This window comes from Ensifer sp. LBL (assembly GCF_050435225.1).
Taxonomy (GTDB): Bacteria; Pseudomonadota; Alphaproteobacteria; order Rhizobiales; family Rhizobiaceae; genus Ensifer.
Genome location: NZ_JBNDJY010000007.1, coordinates 169,271 through 192,749, shown reverse-complemented (window position 1 = coordinate 192,749; position 23,479 = coordinate 169,271). Strand labels below are relative to the sequence as shown.

Annotated in this window: 21 protein-coding genes and 1 other RNA gene; 8 read left to right on the top strand and 14 right to left on the bottom strand. The window is 62.7% G+C overall.

The genetic code is table 11. The annotated features are described in order from the left end of the window. The first annotated feature begins 8 nt into the window (after window positions 1-8). A complete protein-coding gene (locus tag OKW20_RS26105; protein ID WP_429176822.1) occupies window positions 9-1,655 on the top strand; it encodes an FAD-binding dehydrogenase in 1,647 nt (548 codons plus the stop codon). A gap of 212 nt (window positions 1,656-1,867) precedes the next feature. Here OKW20_RS26105 and OKW20_RS26100 read toward each other — a convergent pair whose 3' ends face one another. After that, complete coding sequence (locus tag OKW20_RS26100) at window positions 1,868-2,860, bottom strand: Bug family tripartite tricarboxylate transporter substrate binding protein (protein WP_429176819.1); 993 nt, start codon at window positions 2,858-2,860, stop codon at window positions 1,868-1,870. A 136-nt stretch (window positions 2,861-2,996) separates the two neighbouring features. Then, a complete protein-coding gene (locus OKW20_RS26095; RefSeq protein ID WP_429176817.1) occupies window positions 2,997-4,799 on the bottom strand; it encodes an ABC transporter transmembrane domain-containing protein in 1,803 nt (600 codons plus the stop codon). 206 nt (window positions 4,800-5,005) lie between these two features. Between OKW20_RS26095 and rpmE the strand changes: the two genes are divergently transcribed. After that, entirely contained in the window at window positions 5,006-5,227 is a 222-nt protein-coding gene (gene rpmE / locus OKW20_RS26090; protein ID WP_034806140.1) for a 50S ribosomal protein L31, read from the top strand. 105 nt (window positions 5,228-5,332) lie between these two features. On the opposite strand, the gene OKW20_RS26085 is transcribed toward rpmE, so the two are convergent. The 4 genes from OKW20_RS26085 to OKW20_RS26070 form a co-directional block, all read right to left on the bottom strand. Continuing rightward, entirely contained in the window at window positions 5,333-5,986 is a 654-nt protein-coding gene (locus tag OKW20_RS26085) for a hypothetical protein (protein ID WP_429176815.1), read from the bottom strand. A gap of 125 nt (window positions 5,987-6,111) precedes the next feature. Then, window positions 6,112-6,630: a DUF1465 family protein gene (locus OKW20_RS26080; RefSeq protein WP_429114686.1), complete on the bottom strand. Its 519-nt coding sequence runs from the start codon at window positions 6,628-6,630 to the stop codon at window positions 6,112-6,114. A 354-nt stretch (window positions 6,631-6,984) separates the two neighbouring features. After that, window positions 6,985-7,173 carry a DUF1192 domain-containing protein gene (locus tag OKW20_RS26075; RefSeq protein ID WP_429176812.1) on the bottom strand — a complete coding sequence of 63 codons (189 nt, stop codon included), beginning with the start codon at window positions 7,171-7,173 and terminating at the stop codon, window positions 6,985-6,987. Continuing rightward, window positions 7,160-8,461, bottom strand: coding sequence for an MFS transporter (locus OKW20_RS26070; RefSeq protein ID WP_429177124.1), 1,302 nt, complete (start codon window positions 8,459-8,461; stop codon window positions 7,160-7,162). Before OKW20_RS26070 ends, OKW20_RS26075 begins: the two co-directional genes overlap by 14 nt. Window positions 8,462-8,754: 293 nt before the next feature. On the opposite strand from OKW20_RS26070, the gene OKW20_RS26065 reads away from it, so the two are divergent. Beyond that, window positions 8,755-8,910, top strand: a complete 156-nt coding sequence (locus OKW20_RS26065; RefSeq protein ID WP_090299729.1) for a hypothetical protein — start codon at window positions 8,755-8,757, stop codon at window positions 8,908-8,910. A gap of 111 nt (window positions 8,911-9,021) precedes the next feature. Continuing rightward, entirely contained in the window at window positions 9,022-10,959 is a 1,938-nt protein-coding gene (locus OKW20_RS26060; protein ID WP_429176809.1) for a TPR end-of-group domain-containing protein, read from the top strand. A 41-nt stretch (window positions 10,960-11,000) separates the two neighbouring features. On the opposite strand, the gene OKW20_RS26055 is transcribed toward OKW20_RS26060, so the two are convergent. Continuing rightward, window positions 11,001-12,512, bottom strand: a complete 1,512-nt coding sequence (locus OKW20_RS26055; RefSeq protein WP_429176807.1) for an MFS transporter — start codon at window positions 12,510-12,512, stop codon at window positions 11,001-11,003. A 106-nt stretch (window positions 12,513-12,618) separates the two neighbouring features. Here OKW20_RS26055 and OKW20_RS26050 point away from each other — a divergent pair, with 106 nt between their 5' ends. Continuing rightward, window positions 12,619-13,170, top strand: coding sequence for a TetR/AcrR family transcriptional regulator (locus OKW20_RS26050; protein WP_429176804.1), 552 nt, complete (start codon window positions 12,619-12,621; stop codon window positions 13,168-13,170). Window positions 13,171-13,185: 15 nt separating this feature from the next. Here the strand turns inward: OKW20_RS26050 and OKW20_RS26045 are convergent, their stop codons facing one another. The 6 genes from OKW20_RS26045 to tkt form a co-directional block, all read right to left on the bottom strand. After that, window positions 13,186-14,121, bottom strand: a complete 936-nt coding sequence (locus tag OKW20_RS26045) for a PhzF family phenazine biosynthesis protein (protein WP_429176801.1) — start codon at window positions 14,119-14,121, stop codon at window positions 13,186-13,188. 207 nt (window positions 14,122-14,328) lie between these two features. Next, a complete protein-coding gene (locus OKW20_RS26040) occupies window positions 14,329-15,354 on the bottom strand; it encodes a class I fructose-bisphosphate aldolase (protein WP_402325445.1) in 1,026 nt (341 codons plus the stop codon). Window positions 15,355-15,601: 247 nt separating this feature from the next. Beyond that, window positions 15,602-16,798, bottom strand: coding sequence for a phosphoglycerate kinase (locus OKW20_RS26035; protein WP_291163933.1), 1,197 nt, complete (start codon window positions 16,796-16,798; stop codon window positions 15,602-15,604). Then, window positions 16,798-17,388: a putative glycolipid-binding domain-containing protein gene (locus tag OKW20_RS26030; RefSeq protein ID WP_429176798.1), complete on the bottom strand. Its 591-nt coding sequence runs from the start codon at window positions 17,386-17,388 to the stop codon at window positions 16,798-16,800. Before OKW20_RS26030 ends, OKW20_RS26035 begins: the two co-directional genes overlap by 1 nt. A gap of 5 nt (window positions 17,389-17,393) precedes the next feature. Further along, the gene (gene gap / locus OKW20_RS26025; protein ID WP_034806178.1) at window positions 17,394-18,404 is read right to left on the bottom strand and encodes a type I glyceraldehyde-3-phosphate dehydrogenase; all 1,011 of its coding nucleotides are present in this window, start codon (window positions 18,402-18,404) and stop codon (window positions 17,394-17,396) included. A gap of 72 nt (window positions 18,405-18,476) precedes the next feature. Next, window positions 18,477-20,459 carry a transketolase gene (gene tkt, locus OKW20_RS26020; protein ID WP_043625569.1) on the bottom strand — a complete coding sequence of 661 codons (1,983 nt, stop codon included), beginning with the start codon at window positions 20,457-20,459 and terminating at the stop codon, window positions 18,477-18,479. 350 nt (window positions 20,460-20,809) lie between these two features. Here tkt and OKW20_RS26015 point away from each other — a divergent pair, with 350 nt between their 5' ends. From OKW20_RS26015 to ssrS, 3 genes are all read left to right on the top strand, one after another. Next, complete coding sequence (locus OKW20_RS26015) at window positions 20,810-21,079, top strand: DUF4164 domain-containing protein (protein ID WP_034806184.1); 270 nt, start codon at window positions 20,810-20,812, stop codon at window positions 21,077-21,079. An 11-nt stretch (window positions 21,080-21,090) separates the two neighbouring features. After that, window positions 21,091-21,468: a cell division protein ZapA gene (locus OKW20_RS26010; protein ID WP_402325439.1), complete on the top strand. Its 378-nt coding sequence runs from the start codon at window positions 21,091-21,093 to the stop codon at window positions 21,466-21,468. A gap of 56 nt (window positions 21,469-21,524) precedes the next feature. Continuing rightward, window positions 21,525-21,682: non-coding RNA, 6S RNA (gene ssrS / locus OKW20_RS26005), on the top strand. A 45-nt stretch (window positions 21,683-21,727) separates the two neighbouring features. Here the strand turns inward: ssrS and OKW20_RS26000 are convergent. Continuing rightward, complete coding sequence (locus tag OKW20_RS26000) at window positions 21,728-23,416, bottom strand: ATP-dependent nuclease (RefSeq protein WP_429176795.1); 1,689 nt, start codon at window positions 23,414-23,416, stop codon at window positions 21,728-21,730. Window positions 23,417-23,479: the final 63 nt, after the last annotated feature.

The following is a 23,479-nucleotide window of genomic DNA, read 5'->3' as shown; positions in this document are numbered from 1 at the left end:
AGCATTTCATGGATTGCGATGTATTGGTTATCGGCGCGGGCCTTGCCGGGCTTGTCGCCGCAGCGGAGGCGGCAGCACTCGGGCGCAGGGTCATCGTGCTCGACCAGGAGGGGGAGCAGAACCTCGGCGGACAGGCCTTCTGGTCGCTGGGCGGTCTGTTTTTCGTAGATAGCCCCGAACAGCGCCGCATGGGTATCCGCGACACCCGCGAGCTTGCCCGGCAGGACTGGGCGGGCTCGTCGCAGTTCGACCGTCCTGAGGATCACTGGCCGCGGCTCTGGGCGGAAGCCTATCTCGATTTTGCCGCGGGCGAGAAACGCTCCTGGCTGCACTCGCTCGGTATGCGCTGGTTTCCTGTGGTCGGCTGGGCGGAGCGCGGCGGTGGCCTTGCCCACGGCCACGGCAATTCGGTGCCGCGCTTTCACGTCACCTGGGGCACCGGTCCGGCGGTGCTCGAGCCGTTCATCCGGCTGACGCGGGAGGCGGAAAGCCGCGGTCTCGTGCGCTTCCGTTTCCGCCACCGGGTCGATGAGCTCGTGACCACCGACGGCCGCGTGACGGGTGCGCGCGGTGCGCTGCTCAAGGACGATCCGGTCGGGCGCGGCGAACGCAGCTCGCGCGAGATCGTCGGCGATTTCGAGATTTCGGCGGGCGCGGTCGTCGTCACGTCAGGCGGTATCGGCGGGAACCATGATCTGGTCCGCCGCAACTGGCCGCGCAAGCGTCTCGGCCAACCGCCGGCGACAATGGTCGCGGGCGTACCCCATCATGTCGACGGTCGCATGCTCGAGGTCGCCAGCCAGGCGCGGGGCGCCGTCATCAATGCGGATCGCATGTGGCACTATACCGAGGGGTTGAAGAACTTCGATCCGATCTGGCCGGACCATGGCATCCGCATCCTGCCGGGGCCTTCGTCCTTCTGGTGCGACGCCGACGGCAACCGCTTTCCGGCACCGGCCATGCCCGGCTTCGATACGCTCGGCACGTTGAAGGCGATCCGCGACAGCGGCCATGACTACAGCTGGTTCGTGCTGACGCGGGCGATCATCAAGAAGGAGTTCGCGCTTTCTGGTTCCGAGCAGAATCCCGATCTCACCGGCAAGAGCGTCGCCCTTCTGTTAAAGCGGCTCGGCAAGAACCCGCCAGGGCCGGTCCAGGCGTTCATGGACAGGGGCGAAGACTTCATCGTGCGTGATCGGCTCGACGACCTGGTGCCGGCGATGAATGCACTGACCGGCGAGAACCGGCTGTCGCTGGAACACATGCGGCAGCAGATCGAGGCGCGCGACCGGGAAATCAACAATCCGTTCTCCAAGGACGCGCAGGTGACCGCGATCCGCGGCGCCCGCGCCTATCGCGGTGATCGGCTGCTGCGCACCGCCAAGCCGCATCGGCTGCTCGATCCCAAGGCCGGACCGCTGATTGCCGTCCGCCTGCATATCCTGACCCGCAAGACGCTCGGCGGGCTCCAAACCAACCTGTCAGGCCAGGTTCTGGAGCAATCGGGCGAGCCGGTACCCGGTCTCTACGCTGCCGGTGAAGTCGCCGGCTTCGGCGGCGGCGGCATGCATGGCTACAATGCGCTCGAAGGCACGTTTCTCGGCGGCTGCATCTTTTCCGGCCGGGCTGCGGGGCGGGGTGCTGCCGGGGCGTGACGTGGTTGTTAGCTGGAGCGGCCCCTCACGATAGCCCTCTCCCTGCCAAGCCCGAAGAGGCGACGTTCGAGTCTGGGGTGGTGTTCGGGTTCAATCCGAGGGACACCGTGTATGCTTGATGCACACGCACGGAGCGCGCCACACGTCCCTTCTCCCCGCGGGCGGGGAGAAGGTGGCGGCAGCCGGATGAGGGGCCGCGATCGTTCTGATCGTCAATCCATCTGCACGTTGGCGTCACGTACGACCGGTGTCCACTTCGCCAGCTCGGCCTTCACATGCGCTTGCAGCTCCTCCGGGGTCGAGCCAACGATCGTGGCGCTGAATTCCTTCATGCGTTCGACGACGGCGGGATCCTTCAGCGCCTTGTTGGCCGCCTCGTTGAGGCGGGCGACGACCGGCTGAGGCGTGTTGGCGGGGGCGAAGAGCGCATTCCAGGTGTAGGTCTCGTAGCCCGGGATGCCGGCCTCGGCGACCGTCGGCACATCCGGGAAGGACGGTGCGCGTTCCGCCGTGGTCACCGCGAGCGCCCTCAGCGTTCCCGCCTTGATGTGGCTGGAGGAGGAGGGGAGGTTGTCGAACATGATCGGCACCTGGTTGCCGATGACGTCGTTCAGTGCCGGACCTGCGCCCTTGTAGGGGATGTGCTGCATGCTGACGCCGGCCATCTTCTTGAAGAGTTCGCCGGAGAGGTGCAGCGGCGTGCCGTTGCCGGAAGAGGCGTAACTATACTCGTCGGGCTTGGCCTTCAGGAGCGCCAGCAGTTCCGCGACGTTCTTGGCAGGGAGTTCCGGGTTGACGACGAGCACGTTGGGCACGACCACGAGCAGCGAGATCGGCGCGAAGTCCTTCTCGGGATCATAGGGCTTGGTCTTCAGGATCAGCGGATTGAGCGCGTGGGTGGCGACCGTGCCCATCAGGATCGTATAACCATCCGGATCGGCGCGGGCGACATTGTCTGCGCCGAGATTGCCACCGGCGCCGGCGACGTTCTGGACGATCACCTGCTCGCCGAGGTCCTCCGACATTTTCTGCGCGACGATGCGGGCAACCACGTCGGTGGAACCGCCGGCGGCAAAGGGAACGACGAGCGTTATCGGCCGGTCGGGAAAGCCTTGGGCCAGTGCCGTCGAGCCAAGGGGCAGCGCCGTCAGCGCCATCAGGCCCAGCGCCAGAGTGGCACGCCGGGTCAGGTGCGAAAATGCCATGCGGTAGTCCTCCCGATCAATTCAGCAGAAAGCGATACCGGCCTCCTCGGCCGGCCCCATAACAATAGGGCTCGGCCTTCCGTCGGCAACCGCTTTACGGCAAATCGGAGGACGCTTTTCGCGCCGTGCGGTGCGTTTAGCTCTGCGCGTTGACGAACAGGGCCTCTGCGCCATGGTTGAACTGCAGCCGCGCCAGCTTGGCGTAGAGCCCGCCCTGGCGGATGAGGGAGGCGTGGGTTCCTTCCTCGACGATGCGGCCATGATCCAGCACCAGGATGCGATCGGCCTTCAGCACGGTCGCCAGGCGGTGGGCGATGATGATGGTAGAGCGCTCGTGCAGCAGGCTGTCGAGCGCCTTCTGGACCAGCGTCTCGCTCTCGGCGTCGAGGGCAGAGGTTGCTTCGTCAAGAAGCAGCACCGGCGCGTTCTTGAGGATGGCGCGGGCAATGGCGATGCGCTGGCGCTGGCCGCCGGAAAGCGTGACGCCCCGCTCGCCGACATAGGTGTCGTAGCCTTTGTCGAGCCTGCCGATGAACTCGTCCGCCTGCGCGGCGACGGCGGCGGCGCGCACCGCCTCACGGCTTGCATTCGGCATGCCGAAGGCGATGTTGTCATGCACGGACGAGGCGAAGATCGTCACATCCTGCGGCACGATCGCAATGCGGTCGCGCAGATCCTTGGGGTCGACGGTGCGAATGTCGACGCCGTCCACGCTCACCGCGCCCTTGGCGGGGTCGTAGAAGCGAAGCAGCATGGAGAAGACGGTGCTCTTGCCGGCGCCGGACGGTCCGACGATCGCAACGGTCTCGCCGGGTGCGATGTTGAAGCTGAGGCCGTTGAGGCTCTTGTAGTCTGGCCGCGACGGGTAGGCGAAATGGACGTCGTCGAAGGCGATGGCGCCGGTTGCCGGCACTGGCATGGCGACCGGATTTTCCGGTGCCTGGATCTCGGGGACTTCGGTCAGAAGCTCGTTCAGCCGTTCGGCAGCACCCGCTGCCTGCGAAAGCTCGCCCCAGACTTCCGAGAGCGAACCGAGGCTGCCCGCGGCAAAGACCGAGTAGAGCAGGAACTGGCTGAGCGTGCCGGCGGAAAGATTGCCGGACAGCACGTCGTGCGCGCCGAACCAGAGCACGGCGACAACGCTGCCGAACACCATGGTGATGGCGAAAGCGGTCAGCACCGAGCGCGCCTTGATCGCGGCGCGCGCCGCGCCATAGGCCTCCTCGACGGCGGCTCCGAAGTGGCTGTTAGCAAGCCCTTCGCCGTTGAAGGCCTGGACGGTGCGCGATGCGGCGATCGCCTCGCCGGCATAGGCCGAGGCGGCAGCGAGCGTGTCCTGCGCCTGGCGCGAGCGGCGGCGCACGGAACGGCCGAAGCCGACGAGCGGGAAGACGATGATCGGGATCGCGATCAGCACGAGGCTCGAAAGCTTGGGGCTGGTATAGACCATCATGCCGATGGCGCCGAGACACAGGATCAGGTTGCGCAGCGCGACCGAGGCGGTGGCGCCGACTGCGGATTTCACCTGCGTCGTATCGGCGGTCAGTCGCGAGACGATCTCGCCGGACTGGTTGACGTCGAAGAAGGAGGCGGAAAGGCGGGTGACGCGGTCGAAAACGCTGCGCCTCAGGTCGGCGACGATGCGTTCGCCGAGCGTGATCACGAAGTAGTAGCGCGCCGCACTCGCCAGCGCGAGCACGATGGCGAGCATCATCAGCATCGCGAAGTAGGTGTTGATGAAGCCGCTATCGGGACTGGAGAAGCCGTTGTCGACCATCCGCCTGACGGCGAGCGGCAGCGCCAGCGTGGTTACGGCAGCAAGGATCAGCGAAATGCTGGCGCCGACGACCAGATGACGGTAGCGCGCGAGATAGGGAAGCAGCGTGGCGAGCGGGCGAATGGATTTGCGCGTTGGCGCCTGGTTTTCTCTTGACGACACTTGACCCCTTTCGCCAAACACGGAGGAAGGGATTGCCCATGAGTCTTCCGTGCGGCACTTGTTATCCCGCAGACCTTGATGTATAGGCACGGCATCGAATTGGGAAGCCGTGGCCGTTCAGCCGGTACGCGGCTTCATTTACGTGTTCGGTCTCGAAGTCGCAATGCCTTGCGACAATTGGACCCTGGAACTCTAGGAAGATCGTTATGAAGGCAGACATCCATCCCGATTACCACGTCATCAAGGTAGTCATGACTGACGGCACCGAATACGAAACCCGCTCGACCTGGGGTTCTGAAGGCGCCACCATGAACCTGGAAATCGACCCCAAGTCGCACCCGGCTTGGACGGGCGGCAACCAGCAGCTCATGGACCGCGGCGGCCGCGTCTCCAAGTTCAAGAAGCGCTTCGAAGGCCTCGGCCTCTAATCGAACGCCTCTTCGGCATTTCAAAAAGCCCGGGCCATTGGCCCGGGCTTTTTGCTGTCTTGGTTTTGGGAGATACGCCGGGCGCGGCGCTGCGGGCAGCGGCGCTCAGTCGCTGTTCCAGGCAAGGAGCAGAATGACGGCGTTATGTCGCGGTTCCTGATCCGACCAGTCGGCGATTTCCGCAAGTGGCAACGCCTCTTCCGTCAGAAGATCGAGATGCTTTTGCGTGGCGTCGATCGGATAGGCGCCCTCGGTGAGGTTTCTCCAGGAAACGTCGCAGTCGAGGCCCAGGCGTGCCAGCGTTTCGACGTAAGACACGACCTGCGATGCGCGCAGATTGTCTGGATGAAGGAAACCGGCGTCCGCGTCATAGTGTTTTCGGGCTATGGCGTTCAAATGCGCAGCGATCGCTGGCCTCGGCCTCAGGCGCGTCGCGATCATCCTCATCTGCTGGCAATAGAATCCGGAGCACTGATGGACCAGCCCGCGCCATTCCACGGCTGGGTTGAGAAAAGGGACGTGTCGTCGGAAGGCAAGGACGGGGATCGCCTGGAGCGTCTCTCGCGCCCTGCTGGAATCGAAGGCGTTCCATTCGGTCTCGAAGGCTTTGCGGGTCGGGGTCAGCATCTGGCTTGGCAGGACGACGCGTCCGGGGCTGAGTAGCGCCGCAGCGCTCTCGAGGAACCCGGGAAGCGGTTCCAGATGTGCAAGCCCGTTCGCGTCGCGGAAGGGAGCCAAGTCGGCTTCGGTGAGGATCATGTCCGATAAGTCGCTGTTTGCCGATGACGACGGGCGGCCGCCGCCGCTGCCGGTCGCAAAGAAAAACCCGCCGGCAATTGCTGTTGCGGCGGGCTTGGTTTCTCAGATTTGTTTTTTGCGCGGCGTCAGTTGGTTCCGAAGGCCGTCTGCAGCAGCTTGATCTGCGCCTTGACGCCGTTCTGGTTGTCCGGGACGATCGCGGCCGCTTCGTGCGGGCGATAGATTTCGCGGTCGAGCAGGGCGACGCGGTTCTGCAGGCGCAGCGACCGCTCGATCAGGTCGCGGAAGGATTCCGGCAGCTCGGCCCAGCCCGGAGCTGCCTTGTCGACGTTGAAGCTGTCGAGGCGAACCTTGCTCTTTTCCGACATCACCTGGTCGCGGCTCATCTCGCCGTTGTTGACGGCGCGCTGCAGCAGCAGCCAGGAGGCCATCTGCATCAGGCGGGTGGTCAGTCGCATGGATTCGGCTGCATAGAGCACCGATGCCATGCGCGGCAGGACCTTGGAAGCGGCGCGGCCGGGTCCGTCAAGATAGGTGGCCGTTTCTTCGACCAGTCCCATGCCTTCCGAATAGAGTGTCTTGAATTGTGCCGAGGACGCCGCGTGTCCTGCGAAACTGACCGTATTCAATCCTCTCTCGGACATGACCTGTTTTCCCTGGTTCAAACGCATCACGACAGTCAGGTAGGGGACGGTTATGGGAAATAAATCCTTGCCCGTCTCTATGCTTGAAGAATGATCCGATAGCGCATTTCGCGCAAGGGCATTCTTAAGAAAGGGTTAATCTCCACAGTTCTTTAGATAAACCTATGCCAAAACAAAAAAAGAGCCGCGGAAAGCGGCTCTCAAGGTAAAACAGGGAGAAAAATCAGACCCATTCGCCAGTCGGAGAAATTGTCTGAAACCGGAAAGCTCCGGATGCCCTGACAATCGCAGATAATGCTTAATGCCGCGTTAAACGCGCTCCGTTTTGCTGCGGTGCGACCTTACGCCGCCGGATCAGCGAAACAGGTTCTCGGCGGCCGAGCGGCTGGCGGATTTGCGTGTCCGTTCCGCCTCCAGCCGGGTAATCTCTTCGGTTAGAAGCGCGATGCGCTGCGTCAGCTCATCGACGGACAGCAGCGCGAGATCGCTGCCGACTTCATGGGCCACCTTCTTCTGCGGCCGGTCGTCGTCAAACAGGCTCATCCGACTGATCCTCCCATTCCGGACGCCTGTCCGGTTCGTTGTGTGCTTCTTCGAACGGGGCTGCGCGCGGCGAAAGCTGCAGGCTTTCCGGGGTCGTCGGCGCACCGGCATTGACCGGCGAGAAGGCGTCGCGGTCGGAGACCGGAACCGGTGCGCGCATCCGGCTGCGGATGATGGCATAGGCCGTGATCAGGATATGGGCGCAGGCGGTGATCATGAACAGGCCGTAGGGGCCTGCCGCGGTCATGACCGGGCCGCCGATCGTCGGGCCGATGATGGTGCCGATGCCGTAGAGCAGCAGCAGGCCGCCGGACACCTTGACGAAGTCTTCGGCTGTGGCGAAGTCGTTGGCGTGCGACACGGCGATCGGGTAGAGCGCGTTGGCCGCAGCGCCGTAGATCGCGATCAGCGTCAGCACGATCCAGACCTGGCTCGGCTCGATCAGGAAGATGAGGAGCCCGGCAAGGGCGCCGATGCCGGCAAGCGCGGCGAGAACGTAGCGCCGGTCAATGCGGTCGGAGAGGCGACCGGCCGGCAACTGCATGACGGCGCCGGCAAAGATCGCCACGCTCATCATAGCTGCGACGGTGCTGTCGGAAAGGCCGGCCTGGCGACCGAAGACGGCGCCGAGCGTGCCGAAGGCGCCGTTGGCGATGCCGACGAGCAGAATGCCGAGGAAGGAAACCGGCGAGTTTTTGTAGAGGCCACGCAGGTCGAGGCTCACCTTCTTCAACGGTTGCGGCGAGGCGGCCTTGGACATAAGCGTCGGCAGCATGGCGACGCAGTAGAGAATGCCGCAGATCATGAAGAAGATGCTGGTCGACGTATCGCCGAAGGGGATCATCATCTGGCCGCCGACGACGCCGAAGAGCGTGATGGCGATATAGAGCGAGAAGATGACGCCGCGGCTCTCGTTGGTGGCGCGCTCGTTCAGCCAGCTTTCGATGATCATCGAGGTGCCGGCCGTGGAAAAGCCGGTCAAGGCCCTGAGGATCAGCCACCAGGTCGGGTCGATCAGGATGCCGGTGAGCAGCGCGACGATCGCGATCAGCGATGCAAAGACGCTGAAGGCGCGCACGTGGCCGATGCGCTTGACGACGGTGGGCGCAAAGAAGCAGCCGAGCACGAAGCCGGCAGCCCAGGATGTGCCGATCAGGCCGAGGATGGTGGTGGGATAACCTTCAGCGGTGCCGCGCACCGGAAGAAGCAGCCCCTGCAGACCATTGCCCAGAAAGAGAAACAGCGTGCCGAGCAGGAGGGCGGCGACAGGGAGCAGGTTCTTTCTCATCATTCATCCGAAATTCGTTCTGCCGTCAGCAAGTTAGGGCGGTGCCTGGTGAATTGCCAGCCGGTTTGTGATTGCAGCGCCTGGCGTTGCCGCAGGTTTTGTCCTTCGATCGGAGACGAATGACGCAACATGCGGCGGCCGGTCATTGCAAATCGCCCGCGGAAACACTAGCCCTTTTTGCTAGGCGCAACGTATCGCTAGTCCTCGGGGGAGGCGGTGCTGCGTGCGACGAAGAGTGCCGGTGTTGCGAACGCTTCACCGGTCGAGGCAGCCTCCCGGTAGACGAGGGCAACATGCAGAAGGCGATCGCCCTTTTTCTGCTTCTGATCATGGCCATTCAGCTCCTCTGGCCGATAGGCATTCCGGGGCTGCGCCGCCGTCGCGATTTCTGGAAGATCGCGGTCTTCGCCATCGTGATGATGATGGTGACAGTGTTGATCCGTCCCTGACGCGGCGGTCGCGCCGCAACTCCCCGTTACCTTTGGAACTCCATCGCCTGCGGCTCACCGCTACCTTGGTTGCGAAACCTGTCGTTTCAACCAGAAAAGGGCGCAGGACAGATGGGAAAGAAAGCGCTAAAGTGCGAGCCTCATTCGGGAGATGACTTCGAGGGTTTCTTGGAACGCCGGCTTGCTGCCATTCTCGCTGCCGATGTCGTGGGGTACAGTCGCCTGATCGGCGCTGACGAGACCGGTACGTTGGCCGCGATGAAACGGCACAAGAGCGAACTCGTCGATCCGAAGATCACCCGTCACAAGGGACGCATCGTCAAGCTCACCGGCGACGGCATCCTGGTCGAGTTCGCAAGCGTCGTGCACGCGGTCGCCTGCGCCGTCGATATCCAGCGTGGCATGCTGCTGCGCAATGAAAGCGTTTCGCCGCTCAAACGCATCGAACTCAGGATCGGCGTGCATCTTGGCGACATCATCGTCGAAGATGGCGACATCTTCGGGGATGGCGTCAATGTCGCGGCGCGCCTCGAAGGCCTCGCTGAACCTTCCGGCATCGCCGTCTCGGCTTCCGTGCGCGACCATGTCGGCGCGCGCCTGGATGTCGGCTTCATCGACAAGGGCGAACACACGCTGAAGAACATCGCCGCCGGCGTACATGTCTATTCGGTGGCGCTCGGTGCACCGACCAAGGTCGCGTCGGCGCCGAACGGATCGTGTCCGGTGGTGCTCGACGATGGCTACGGGCTCTCGGTCGGCGTACTGCCCTTCACCAATATGAGCCATGATCCCGAGCAGGAATACTTCTCCGACGGCATCACCGAAGACATCATCACCGATCTTTCGAAGATATCGAAGCTGCATGTCGTCGCCCGCAACACGGTGTTCACCTACAAGGGGCGATCGGTGAAGGTGAAGCAGGTGGCCCAGGAACTCGGCGTTCGCTACATCCTCGAAGGCAGCGTACGCAAGGCGGGCGCGCGGGTGCGTATCACCGGCCAGTTGATCGATGCGCTGACCGGCACGCATCTCTGGGCCGATCGCTACGACCGGGACCTGACCGACATCTTCGCCATCCAGGACGAAATCACCCATGCGATCGTCGACCAGCTGAAGATCAAGCTGTTGCCGGCAGAAAGGCGGGCGATCGAGAGCGACCCGACGACAAGCGTCGAGGCCTATACCTACTATCTGCGCGGCCGGCAGTTTTCGCATGCCTGGACGCGCTCTTATCTCCTGCTCGCGCGGCGCATGTTCATGAAGGCGGTGGAACTCGATCCGGATTTTGCCCGCGCCTATGCCGGCATCGCCGATTGCGAGTCGGCGCTGCGTGACTGGCACGAGGACGAGTTTCCGCTGCAAGGCATCCTGTCGATCACCGACAGGGCGCTGGCGCTCGATCCAGACCTCGCGGAGGCACACGCATCCCGTGGTCTGGTGCTTCACCAGGACGGCCAATGCGAGGAGGCGGTTGCCGCCTTCGAGCAGGCGCTGACGCTCGATGCCGGGCTCTACGAGGCGAACTTCCATTATGGCCGCTTCCTGTTCATGCAGGGCGCGTTCGAAATGGCGATCCAGTTCTTCAAGCGTGCCGCCGACATCCGGCCGGACGATTATCTGTCACCGATCCACCTGATGAGCGCCTATCGCACGCTCGGCCGCGACAGCGAACGCAAGCAGTGGGCGCGCATCGGCATTGCCCGGGCGGAGCGGGCGCTGGAGCTCAATCCGGAGAACTCGGGCCCGGCCCATCGCGGCGCGCTGGCGCTTGCCCATATGGGCGAGGCCGACCGTGCGCGCGAATGGGCAGCGCGGGCGCTGGCGATCGATCCCGATGACGTGGTCGCCCGTTACAACACGGCCTGTGTCTATTGCATCCTCGGCGATATCGACGCGGCGCTCGATCTTCTCGAGACCTTGCTGCCGCAGAGCTCCTGCTACCAGCTGCTCTGGTTCAAGCAGGATTCAGACCTCGACGCCGTTCGCCACCATGTTCGTTTCCAGGCGATGGTCGAGGCGATCGCAAAATGCGAGGCCGGATTGCGCTGAACCGCCGGACAATCGTTTTCCATCCGGCGGCTCGCAGTTGCTTAGTGATGACCCTGGCGGGATCCCTGAGGGGCGCTGACCCGCCCGGCGGTCAGCCACCAGATGGCCGCTCCGGTCACGAACAGCATGGCTGTCGCCACCATCACGACCGCGGTAAACGCTCCTTCGAAGGAGAGGCGGGCACGGGTCACCAGTTCGCTCGCCACATCCGCGGGCAGCTTCTCGGCGAGAAGCAGGGCTTCGTCGAGACTGTCGCGTGCCATCGCCGGGATCGCAGCCCCCTCCGGCAGGACGAGGAAGGCGGTGTAGACGACCGACATGACGGTGCCGAGCACGGCAATGCCGATCGCTCCGCCAAGCTCGAACGAGACCTCCTCGATCGATGCTGCCATGCCGGCCCGTTCCGGTGGGGCGTTGAACATGATGGCGCTGGAGGCGGCGGTCATGGACGCACCGATGCCGAGGCCGAGAACCACGAGGGTGGCGACCTGGGCGAGCGCGCCGGTTTCATGGACGAGCAGGTAGCCGCCGAGGCCGAGCGCCGCCAGGATGAGACCGGAGCGCAGCACCACTTCGGCGCCGAGGCGCGGCAGAAGCGTACCGGTCAGCGGCCCGGCGACGAAGGCGGCAAGCGGGATCGGCAGAATGAAGAAGCCGGCCTCGAGCGGCGAAAAGCCCTCGACCAGCTGCAGCTGCTGGCTCAGCACCAGTTCGATGCCGACGATGGAGGCGGATGCCACCAGTGCTGCGGCGACGCCGGAGGAAAACACCGCATTGCGGAAGAGGCTGAAATCGATCAGCGGATGCGGACTGCGGCGCTGGCGACGCACGAAAAGAAAGAGCGCGATCGCGCCGATCACGGCGGCAGCAAGACCCGCTTCCAGCGACGGCTCGCGCTTGCTCGTTTCCTTGACGGCATAGGCAAGACCGATGAGGCCGACCATGATCTGCAGCGAACCGATCGCGTCCCAGGGGTGTTTCGGATTGCCGGCGCCGTTCGGCAGCACGACGAGGCCGAGCAGCAGCGCTACCGCGACGACCGGCACGTTGATGAGGAAGACCGAGCCCCACCAGAAGTATTCGAGCAGGAAACCGCCAAGCACCGGGCCGATCGCGGCGCCGCCGGACGCAATCGCCGCCCAGACGCCGATCGCCAGCGCGCGCTCGCGTTCGTCGGTGAAGGTGAGCCGGATGATCGACAGCGTCGCCGGCATCATAAGGGCGGCGCCGACGGCCAGCAGGACGCGGCCGCCGATCAGGATCGCCGGTGTCGGCGCATAGGCGGCGATCAGCGAAGCGATGCCGAAGACGGCAAGACCGACGATGAAGGGCTTCTTGTGGCCGAGGCGGTCGCCAAGCGTGCCGAGGCCGGGCAGAAGGCCGGCGACGACCAGGGCATAGGCGTTGACGATCCAGAGCTTCTCCGACGCGGTGGCGCCGAGGTCATGGGTCAGACGGGGCAGGGCGGTATAGAGCACCGTCATGTCGACGACGATCAGAAAAAGCGCGCTCGATACTATGGCTAGAATGAGCCAGCGATTTTGCGGAAGCATGGTACACCTCGGTGGCCGCCAGTGGGAAATGGGGGCTGGGCCTTGTTTAAATCAGGGTCGTTGTTTATTTGAATACGTACGTATGGATTTGAAATAGGAAGTCAAGATGGGACGACGACGAACAATCGATCGTGACAAGGTGCTGGATGCGGCGGAGGCGGTGGTGAATTCCGTCGGCGCGGCCGGGCTGACGATCGATGCCGTCGCCAAGGCCTCCGGCATCACCAAGGGCGGCGTGCAATATTGCTTCGGCAACAAGGACGGCCTGATCGACGCGATGATGCAGCGCTGGTTCGACGAGTTCGATGCCGCGGTAACGGCGGAAGGTGGCGACGATCCTGATCCGATCAAGGCGATGCGCGCCCATGCGGCGGTGACCGCCCGGATGAACACGGCCGACAATGCCCGCACTTCCGGCATGATGGCCGCACTGCTGCAGCGGGAAGAGCACATGGCGAAGAACCGCGCCTGGTATCGCGTCCGCCTCGACGGTCTCGACCTGTCGACGGAGGAGGGCCGAAGGGCGCGGATGGTGTTTCTCGCAACGGAAGGTGTCTTCCTGCTGCGCGGCTTCGGTTTCCTCGAGATGGAAGACGCCGAATGGCAGGATATGTTTGCCGATATCTTGAAGCTTCTGCCGGAGCGCGACCGCGCCTGAGGCGTTAAAAAAGCGCTAGAGCTCGATCAGACCGCGCATGGCGCTGACGCAATGGCCGGAAAGGCTGACCTTGCGAACGACGCCACCCTGCTTTCGGACATGCGCACCGATGAGGCTGCGACGCCCCATCTCCACACCCTGCTCGATGGTGATCTCGACATCGATATCCTGCTCCGGGACGAGCGAGACGAGATAGGCGGAAAGCGCTGCCGAGGCGCTACCGGTTGCCGGGTCCTCGTTGACATTGTCGAGCGGTGCGAACATACGCGCCCGGATCTGCCAGGGCGCTTCCACCGAGCGAGCGTAGAGGAACAGGCTGAAACTGTCTTCCTCGGGTTTGTAGCGCGCATTGGCCGCCTGGAAGGCGGTGACATTGGGTTGGGCGGACGACAGCGTCGCGACATCCATGATTTCGGCGACGGCGAAGGGCAGCCCGACGGAAAGCCGGGTCGGCGCATGCACGCGTCTGCTGACGGCTTCAGGCGCGAGCGACGCGCAGGCGGCGATGGTGTCGGCGTCGATTTCGGGGCCGACGGTCAGGCTGCGCGGTACGACGATGGTGGCGCCCACCACTACACCGGCTTCCCGCAGCAATGTGGCCTCGACAAGGCCGGCCTTTTCCTCGAACCGCAGCATTTCACCGGGCGCGCGGCCGAAGATTTCCTTTTGCCCGCCGAGCACGAAGGCCGTGCCGACATTGGGATGACCGGCAAAGGGGATCTCCGTCGTCGGCGTGAAGATCCGGACTTCTGCGGTGTTCGCAGGGTCGTGCGGCGGCAGCACGAAGGTGACTTCGGAATAGCCGAATTCGGTCGCGATCGCCTGCATCTGATGATCGCTCAAGCCGCGGGCGTCGGACATGACCGCCAACTGGTTGCCGGCAAAGCGCTCGTCGGTGAAGACGTCGACGGTGACATAGGCAACGGATTTCGGCGCGGAGTCAGAGGTCATGGTCGTGGCTTTCGCTGGTGGAGCGCCGCTGGCGCTCATCGTGTCGGCTCTGAAGCCAAGGCTTAAGATACCCGACACACCGCACAAAGGCCCGAACTTGTCCGGGTGACAAGTTCCACGGCGCCGACGAAGCCGTCGCGTTGCAGGCGTCAAGCCTTTGCAATGAAAAGGGGCCGACAGCGGCCCCTCCTATGCGGTCAACCTGGCTCAGGCGGCCTTCTCGAGTTCCTTCTTCCACGTTCCCTTGGCGGCCAGGCTGCACATCTCGGCGCGATGGGCAAAGGCGCGCTGGCCGGCGCCGATGTTGTCGGCCTTGCCGTGCCAGGCATTCAGCGCTTCCTGTTGCAGCGCGCGGCCATAGGAGAAGGTGAGCTTCCAGGGCAGGTCGTGGCTGGCGTTCATTGCCGAGAGGTGGGCGGTCGCCTCCTCGGTCGATTGACCTCCGGAGAGGAAGGCGATGCCCGGTACAGCCGAAGGCACCGTGCGCTTCAGTACCCGGATGGTGCGCTCGGCCACTTCGGCGACGGAGGCATTGCGGGCCTTCTTGCCGTCGATCACCATGCTTGGCTTCAGGATCATGCCTTCGAGCTTGACGCGCATGGCCGCCAGTTCCTCGAAGGTGGTCCGCAGCGTCCACTCGGTCACATGTTCGGAGCGATCGATCGAGTGGTCGCCGGGCGCGCCGTCCATCAGCACTTCCGGCTCGACGATAGGCACGATGCCGGCGTCCTGGCAGAGGGCGGCATAGCGGGCGAGCGCGTGGGCATTGGCGCGCACCGCACCGGCGGTGGGCAGCGTATCGGAGATGGAGACGACGCCGCGCCACTTGGCAAAGCGTGCGCCGGCCTCGTGATATCTCGCCAGCCGCTGGGCAAGGCCGTCGAGCCCTTCGGTGATCGTTTCGGCCGGGAAGTTGGTCATCGGCTTGGCGCCCGCATCGACCTTGATGCCGGGGATCGCGCCGGCGGCCCGGATGATGTCGACGAGCGGCGTGCCGTCGACCGCATGCTGGAACAGGGTTTCCTCGTAGAGGATGACGCCGGAGATGTATTTGCGCATCGCCTTTTCGGCGCGTAGCAGCATCTCGCGGTAATCGCGCCTGGAGGTCTCGGTGGATTCGAGGCCGATCGTATCGAAGCGCTTCTTGATCGTTGCCGTGGACTCGTCGGCGGCAAGCAGTCCGCGGCCATTGGCGACCATGGCGACGGCGATGTCTTCCAGTTTTTCCGTCATGCTTTTTCTCTCCCTAGACAGCGCCGATCGTGAGGATCAGGCGAACACTGAAACAGTTGCAGGGCCGACGGCGCACGGGGCAACCGCCACGCTCCCAACAGGAGCGCGAGTAACAGGTGAAATTGTCCAGGAAAATGGCGGGAAAATCGACTGAAACGATTTAAAATTTTTTAATCGTTTGAATAAATAAGGTTTTTTCTTGATTTCACGGCGCGTGAGAGTGCTTCCCACGCGCCGGTTGTATGTCTTACTTCTGCTTCAGGATGTCGACGCCTGGGAGCGGCTTGCCTTCCATCCACTCCAGGAACGCGCCGCCGGCGGTCGAAACATAGCTGAAATCGTCGGCGACTTCGGCGTGGTTCAGCGCCGCGACGGTATCGCCACCGCCGGCAACCGAGACCAGCGAGCCCTGACGGGTGCGGGCAGCCGCATGCTTGGCAACGGCAACGGTCGCCTTGTCGAAAGGCGCGATTTCGAAGGCGCCGAGCGGGCCGTTCCAGACCAGTGTTTCGGCCTTGGAGATCCACGCGTTGACGGCGGCGATCGACTTCGGGCCGACGTCGAGAACCATGGCATCGGCCGGAATGGCGTTGATGTCGACCACTTCGTTGTCGGCGCCGGCCTTGAACTCGCGGGCAATCACGCCGTCTTCCGGCAGCACGATGGCGCAGCCGGCCTTGTCGGCAGCGGCGATGATCGCCCGGGCGGTGTCGGCGAGGTCATGCTCGCACAGCGACTTGCCGACATTGATGCCCTTGGCGGCGATGAAGGTGTTGGCCATGCCGCCGCCGATGACGAGCGCATCGACCTTGGTCACGAGGTTCTGCAACAGGTCGATCTTGGTCGAGACCTTGGCGCCGCCGACGATGGCGACGACCGGGCGCTTCGGCTGGCCGAGGCCTTTTTCCAGCGCTTCCAGTTCGGCCTGCATGGTGCGGCCGGCATAGGCCGGCAGGTGATGGGCAAGGCCTTCGGTCGAGGCATGGGCGCGGTGCGCTGCCGAAAACGCGTCGTTGACGTAGATGTCGCCATTGGCCGCGAGCGCCTTGACGAACTCGGCCTCGTTCTTTTCCTCACCCTTGTGGAAGCGGGTGTTTTCGAGCAGCAGCACATCGCCGTTGCTCATGTCGGCAATCGCGTTCGCTGCCTTGTCGCCGATGCAGTCGGCGCCGAAGTGAACGCGCTGGTCGAGCACGTCCTCGACGGCCGTTGCGATCGTCTTCAGCGACATGTCGGCGACCGGTTCACCCTTCGGGCGACCGAAATGGGCGAGCAGGATGACCTTGGCGCCCTTCTCGGACAGCTCGCGGATGGTCGGCGCGACGCGCTCGATACGGGTCGCGTCGGTGACCACGCCGTCCTTGACCGGCACGTTGAGATCGACGCGCACCAGAACGCGCTTGCCGGCGATGTCGGTCAGATCGTCGAGGGTCTTGAAAGTCATCAGATGGTCTCCGGTGATAGTCTTTGGAAAAGGGTTGGATAGTCGATGACGAGGCCGTCCTCGTCCACGGGCAGGTCCGCTTCAAAGCTGCGGTCCTCGGCCTCGTAGCGATAGAGCCTGAAATCATCGAGGCAGGTGTAGTACTGACCGTCGACAACGGGCTGAAACGTGTCGAACGGCACGTAGAGCATCTTCAGCCTGGCGGCGCCGGATTGGCTCACAAGGCCGAGGCGACGGATCGGCAGGGTGTTCGTGAAGGGCGTGCCGGCGAGATCGATGTCGATGCAGCCGTCGAACTCGGGGAGGGGCGTGCCGCGTGCCGTTGCCCATTCGCCCGGAATGTCCGAGCGCAGGTGCAGGCTGCGGCCGTCTGTCGTGTCGACCATCAGCTTGCGCACGTGCCAGCTGTCGTCGCAGTCGATCCGGTAGCGCACGCCATAGGGCGCGCCGCCGCGGCTGCCGATCAGAACGCCGACGGCGCGGATGACCGCGCCGTCGGTGGTGTCGATTTTCGTCAGCGTCAGGTGTTCGAGCCCTTCCCCTTCCAGCGGACGCCAGCGGACCGTCGTTGAGGAGAGGGCGCGAAACATCTGTCTTAGATGAGCTTGGCGAACGCGACCGCCGTGTCGGCCATGCGGTTCGAGAAGCCCCACTCGTTGTCGTACCAGGTGAGGATGCGCACGAAGTTGCCTTCGACGACCTTGGTCTGGTCGATCGCGAAGATCGAGGAGTGGCTGTCATGGTTGAAGTCGCGCGAAACGAGCGGCTCTTCCGTGTAGCCGAGAACGCCCTTGAGCGCGCCGTTGGAGGCGGCCTTGATGGCGTTGGTGATTTCCTCGACCGAGGTGTTGCGCTTGGCGACGAACTTGAAGTCGACGACCGAGACGTTCGGGGTCGGGACGCGGATCGACGTGCCGTCGAGCTTGCCCTTCAGTTCCGGCAGAACCAGGCCAACGGCCTTGGCAGCGCCGGTCGAAGTCGGGATCATCGACAGTGCGGCAGCGCGGGCGCGGTACAGATCCTTGTGCATCTGGTCGAGCGACGGCTGGTCGTTGGTGTAGGAGTGGATCGTGGTCATGAAGCCATGGCTGATGCCGATGGTATCGTTCAGGACCTTGACGACCGGAACCAGGCAGTTCGTCGTGCACGAAGCGTTGGAGATGACCAGGTGGTCCTTGGTCAGCTGGTCGTGGTTGACGCCGTAGACGACCGTCAGGTCAGCGCCGTCGGCCGGGGCCGAAACGATGACGCGCTTGGCGCCGGCCGTCAGGTGGGCTGCAGCCTTGTCGCGCGCGGTGAAGATGCCGGTGCACTCCATCGCGATGTCGATGCCGAGTTCCTTGTGCGGCAGCGTCGCCGGATCCTTGATCGCCGTCACCTTGATCGGCTTGCCGCCGTTGATGGTGATCGTGTCGCCTTCGACCTTGACCTCGGCCGGGAAGCGACCGTGGATCGAGTCATAGCGCAGCAGGTGAGCGTTGGTCTCAACGGGGCCGAGGTCGTTGATCGCAACGACTTCGATGTCGGTGCGGCCGGATTCGACGATGGCGCGGAGCACGTTGCGGCCGATGCGGCCAAAACCGTTGATGGCGACTTTCACTGTCATGGGTCTCTCCCTGTCTGACTGACGTGGTACGAAAAAAGCGGGGCGCACCTTTCGGCGCGCCCCGCAGATTGATCAGGCGAGCTTCGTTTCCGCGGCGGCAACCACCGCCTCAGGCGTGATGCCGAAGTGCTTGTAAAGCTCCTTGTAGGGGCCGGAAGCGCCGAAGCTCGACATGCCGATGAAGGTGCCATCGCTGCCGATGAAGTGATCCCAGCCCTGACGGATGCCGGCTTCGACGGCGATCTTGACCGGCGAGTTGCCGATGATCGCCTGCTGGTAGTCTTCGCTCTGCTCGGCGAAAAGCTCGAAGCAGGGAACGGAGACGACGCGGGTCGAGATGCCCTTGGCGGTCAGCGTCTGGCAGGCCTTGACGGCGATTTCGACTTCCGAGCCGGTGGCGAAGATCGTGACCTTGGCGTCGGCGGCCGAGATCAGGTCGTAGGCGCCGCGGGCGCACAGGTTTTCTTCTTCGTACTCGGTGCGAACGGCCATAAGGTTCTGGCGCGTCAGCGCGATGCCGGACGGACGGTTGTGGCTTTCGAGCGCCAGCTGCCAGCACTCGGCCGTTTCCGTGGCGTCGGCCGGGCGGAACATCAACAGGTTCGGGATGGCGCGCAGCGCTGCCATGTGCTCGACCGGCTGGTGCGTCGGGCCGTCTTCGCCAAGGCCGATGGAATCGTGCGTCAGCACGTGGATGACGCGGATGCCCATCAGGGCGGCCAGGCGGATCGACGGACGGCAATAGTCCGAGAAGATCAGGAAGCCGCCGGAATAGGGGATGACGCCGCCATGCAGCGCCATGCCGTTCATGGCAGCGGCCATGCCGTGCTCGCGAACGCCCCAATGGATGTAGCGCCCGGAGAAGTCGTCAGGGGTGATCGACTTGGTTTGGCTCGTCTTGGTGTTGTTCGAGCCGGTCAGGTCAGCCGAGCCGCCGATGGTTTCGGCCAGAACGCCGTTGATGACTTCGAGCGCGTCCTCGGAAGCCTTGCGGGTTGCCGGCGACGGCTTGGTTTCGGCGAGCTTCTTCTTGTAGTCGTCGATGGCCGAGGACAGGCGACCTTCGAGTTCGCCCGAGAAGCGGCGAACGAACTGGGCCTTCTTCTCGGCCTCGCTCTTTTCAAGACGGTCTTCCCACTCCTTGCGCGCCTTGGTGGAGCGCAGGCCGGCCAGACGCCAGGCGTCGAGCACGTCGGAGGGAACGACGAAGGCTTCGGCTTCCCAGCCGAGCGCCTTGCGGGTGGCGGCGATTTCCTCGGCGCCGAGCGGCGAGCCGTGAACCTTGTGGGTGCCGGCCTTGTTCGGTGCGCCAAAGCCGATCGTCGTCTTGGCCGCGATCATGGTCGGCTTGTCGGACTTCTGCGCCTGGTCGATCGCAGCGGCGATCGCGTCCGGATCGTGACCGTCGACGGCGATCGTGTTCCAGTTGCTGGCGCGGAAGCGGGCGTGCTGGTCGGTCGAGTCGGCGATCGAGATCGGGCCGTCGATCGAGATGTTGTTGTCGTCCCAGAAGACGATCAGCTTGTTGAGCTTCAGGTGGCCGGCGAGCGAAATCGCTTCCTGGCTGATGCCTTCCATGAGGCAGCCGTCACCGGCGAGCACGTAGGTATAGTGCTCCATCAGGTCGGAGCCGAATTCGTCGCGCAGCTTGCGCTCTGCGATCGCCATGCCGACGGCGTTGGCGATGCCCTGGCCGAGCGGACCGGTGGTCGTCTCGATGCCGGCGGCGTGGCCGTATTCCGGGTGGCCGGCGGTGCGGGCGCCGAGCTGGCGGAAGTTCTTGATCTCGTCGATGGAGATGTCTTCGTAGCCCGTCAAATAGAGCAGCGAATAGAGCAGCATCGAGCCGTGGCCGGCCGACAGCACGAAGCGGTCGCGGTTCGGCCAGGAGGGGTTCTTGGGGTCAAAGCTCAGATAGCGCGTGAAGAGGACTGTCGCTATGTCGGCTGCACCCATGGGCAGGCCAGGGTGGCCGGAATTTGCCTTCTCGACGGCATCCATGGAGAGGAAACGGATCGCATTTGCCATCCGGTCGTGTTTTTCGCGAGAGATCATGACTGTTCCGTTTGCGTTCGGTGGTCAGGGAACGGTCTCTATCCTCCAAAGACCGCGCAAGAAGCGGCTGACACATAGCAGGTGCGCCGTGCGAGTCAACAAATACGGGCCTTCCGCGGCCATTTGACGGCAGGTTGTTCCGGCCCCCGCCGCGGTGCTTGTTCCGCAATGCAACAAGCCTACCGCACTGCCGTTGAAGAAAGCCGGCTACGCAATCCATCCACAGCTTCCGCTGTTGTTTGCTGTACTTGGCATTGTTGAGACTTACGTAATAGGTTTAAAAAAGATCGAACCGAAGCGGCGGACGGGATTCGGGCGATTCGGCCTCATGGGCGAGGTATTCGGAACACATGCCGGCAAAGACTGTCAAAGCGGCGATCGACGAACTGCGAAACGCAGTGCAATCCCTGGAGAATGCGATCGACGGTCGATTTGACAGGGAGCGGGACTTCAGCGAGTTCGAGGGCGAGGTGCGACGCGTCAACACCGACCGGTCGCGACTGGCGCAGGAACTCGATCAGTCGCAGTTCCGGGCAAACCGGCTCGAGGAGGTCAACCGTGAGGTTTCCCGTCGCCTCGTGACGGCGATGGAAACCATTCGGGCGGTGCTCGACCGCTAGGAACAAGCGACATGGCGCAGGTGACAGTTTCGATCGACGGCAAGGCCTATCGCATGGCCTGCGAGGAAGGGCAGGAAGATCATCTGATCGAGCTTGCCACCAATTTCGATCAGTATGTCGGACACCTCAAGACCCAGTTTGGCGAGATCGGCGATCTGCGCCTGACCGTCATGGCCGGCATCATGGTCATGGACGAGCTCAGCGAGGTCAATCGCCGGCTGAAGAACCTCGAAGCGGAGGTCGGCAACCTGACCAACGGGCGCGATGTTGCGCTTTCGGACCAGCTGAAGAACGAGGAAGCGCTGGCCTCGGCGCTGAGCGAAGTGACCCAGCAGATCCACGGCATTGCCGCCAAGCTGAACGGCCGCACCCCGACCCCGTCGAGCTGACAAGGTTTTGTCGGCGAGCCACTGGCGCGGAGCACCCAGACACTTTATATATTGAATGCGGTCTGCGCTTCCCGACAGGAACCACAATCCCCGGGGCCATACTCGATCTCTAGGGAGCCGTCCCTGGCCGGGCTCGTGGGTCCGGACACATGGCGCCCACCTACTTTGTAGGCACCCGGGATCGTAAACTATCCATCGGTTGTGTGGATCGCACTTTCTTCCTCGCTTAGCTAGTTCTTCTTCTATCGACAACCTCGAGTTAGAGAGCCTTCCGTTGTAAGTATGCAAAGACTTGCGCTACGAAAGTTCGCGCTTCAGCTAGCTCAGTGTCGTTAGCTAGGTCTCTTTTCATCACTTCTTCTACCCACTTCATACCGTGCATACCAATGGAACGGCAAAAACCCTCCATCTCGCCATTCGGCGCGACAAATACCCCGATCTCGCGGAGATTGCTTAGTAAGCGCATCGCAGAACTGTAGGGGGTGCCTTTAGGCACGATAGTCACGCCTGCGTCTTTGACATTATCCCAAGGCGAAGCATTCCGGCTCAGCTTCTTGATCGCAGACAAGGTACCCCTGGGAACGGCAGAGCCCTTTGGATATGATTCGAGTTGTTTTTGGACCTCCAAGCGATAGTTGTCTCCGCTCAGGTAGGCGTCGTTGCTCTCCACTGCTTTCTTGACGGCAAGCCAATCGGGTTCAAATTTCGACCAATCACCCTTGTGCGCTTCAATGATGCGTTTGAGTGGTTGCTCATTGTTCAGAACGTCGAAATCCAGAACACTTGCGACGGGTACTTCGACGGCGGAGAGGGCAGATACTAAGACCGGAACGCGGTCCTTTCCGCCAGCATACGCATAGTGGACATCGAGCAGTTGAGCTTCAGATAGTGACTTGTTCGCAAGTCCTTCGTAAAAGCGGCAATCCGCGTCAGCCTCCGTTACAATTACTCCGTCGTGAAAAAGGCCATCGAGTACTTTGCTAAACCGGAGTATTGGGTCATTCCAAAACCTTGAGACATCGTCCGTGCTTAGGAGTGTGGCGCCAGATCCGTTCTGTGTTCTCATTAGCCTGACAACCGACACTCTTGCTTGGCTATCACCCAAGAGGCCCTGGATGACGTCGCTGCTATGTGTTGCTATAACCGTTTGAAACGTTGGTCCCTGTGCCCCTATGGCATTTGCGAGAATTTTTGCTTGGGGGGGGTGAAGGAACGCTTCAGGCTCGTCGATGAGGCGGATTGGTCTGTTTTCGGTGATTACTCTCCCCACGACAGAAGCAAAACTCCTCATCCCATCTCCTTGTTCCTCCAATTTGTCTAACTGTTCGACCCTGTCGACGTAAGATCGTGACTGCCTATCTTCACCTCTTTTGGGTTTTGGCCTCTGGCCGACATAAGCCGGGATGACGGAACCGGACATGCGGTGGATCACCAAGTCCATCCTAAAGGCACGTCGAAACACACTGGAGACAGCAAACTCAAGCCCGTCGTCTGCATACATTCGCTGGAACGGATGTTCGGGGTTAAGTTTTGCTCTGGTGTCGATAGCAGCGACAGGATCGCAGTCAGAAAGGCGTGTCCTTGTATCCAGTTCTGAGACGAGTAAACGAGTTAAAAAAGCGCCGATTCCACCTGTGTATTCCCACATTTGAATGTGGCTTAAATGGAATGAGTTTCCTGGAACGCTTATGATGCCGTTATTGTCCGCGAAGGGAGATAATTGATTGACAATCTCGCTCGTCGTGGACTTTCTAAGCAAGCTTACAGAAGAAATTATCTTTGTATGAGGTGGCTCGGCAGACATCCGTGCTTTTATTTCTTTTAACGCAGTACTCTTTCCAGAATTATTGGGACCAATGATCGCCAAGATGGCATTCCCATTCAGTCCGATCTTAAGTCCACCAGTAAAGGTTATTTCTTTTAAGCGCGCATCGACAACTAAATTCATTCTCCGGCCCGCCGAGAAGTGTGTAAGGGAATCGATTCTCGGCCTGACTATACACAAGTTTGG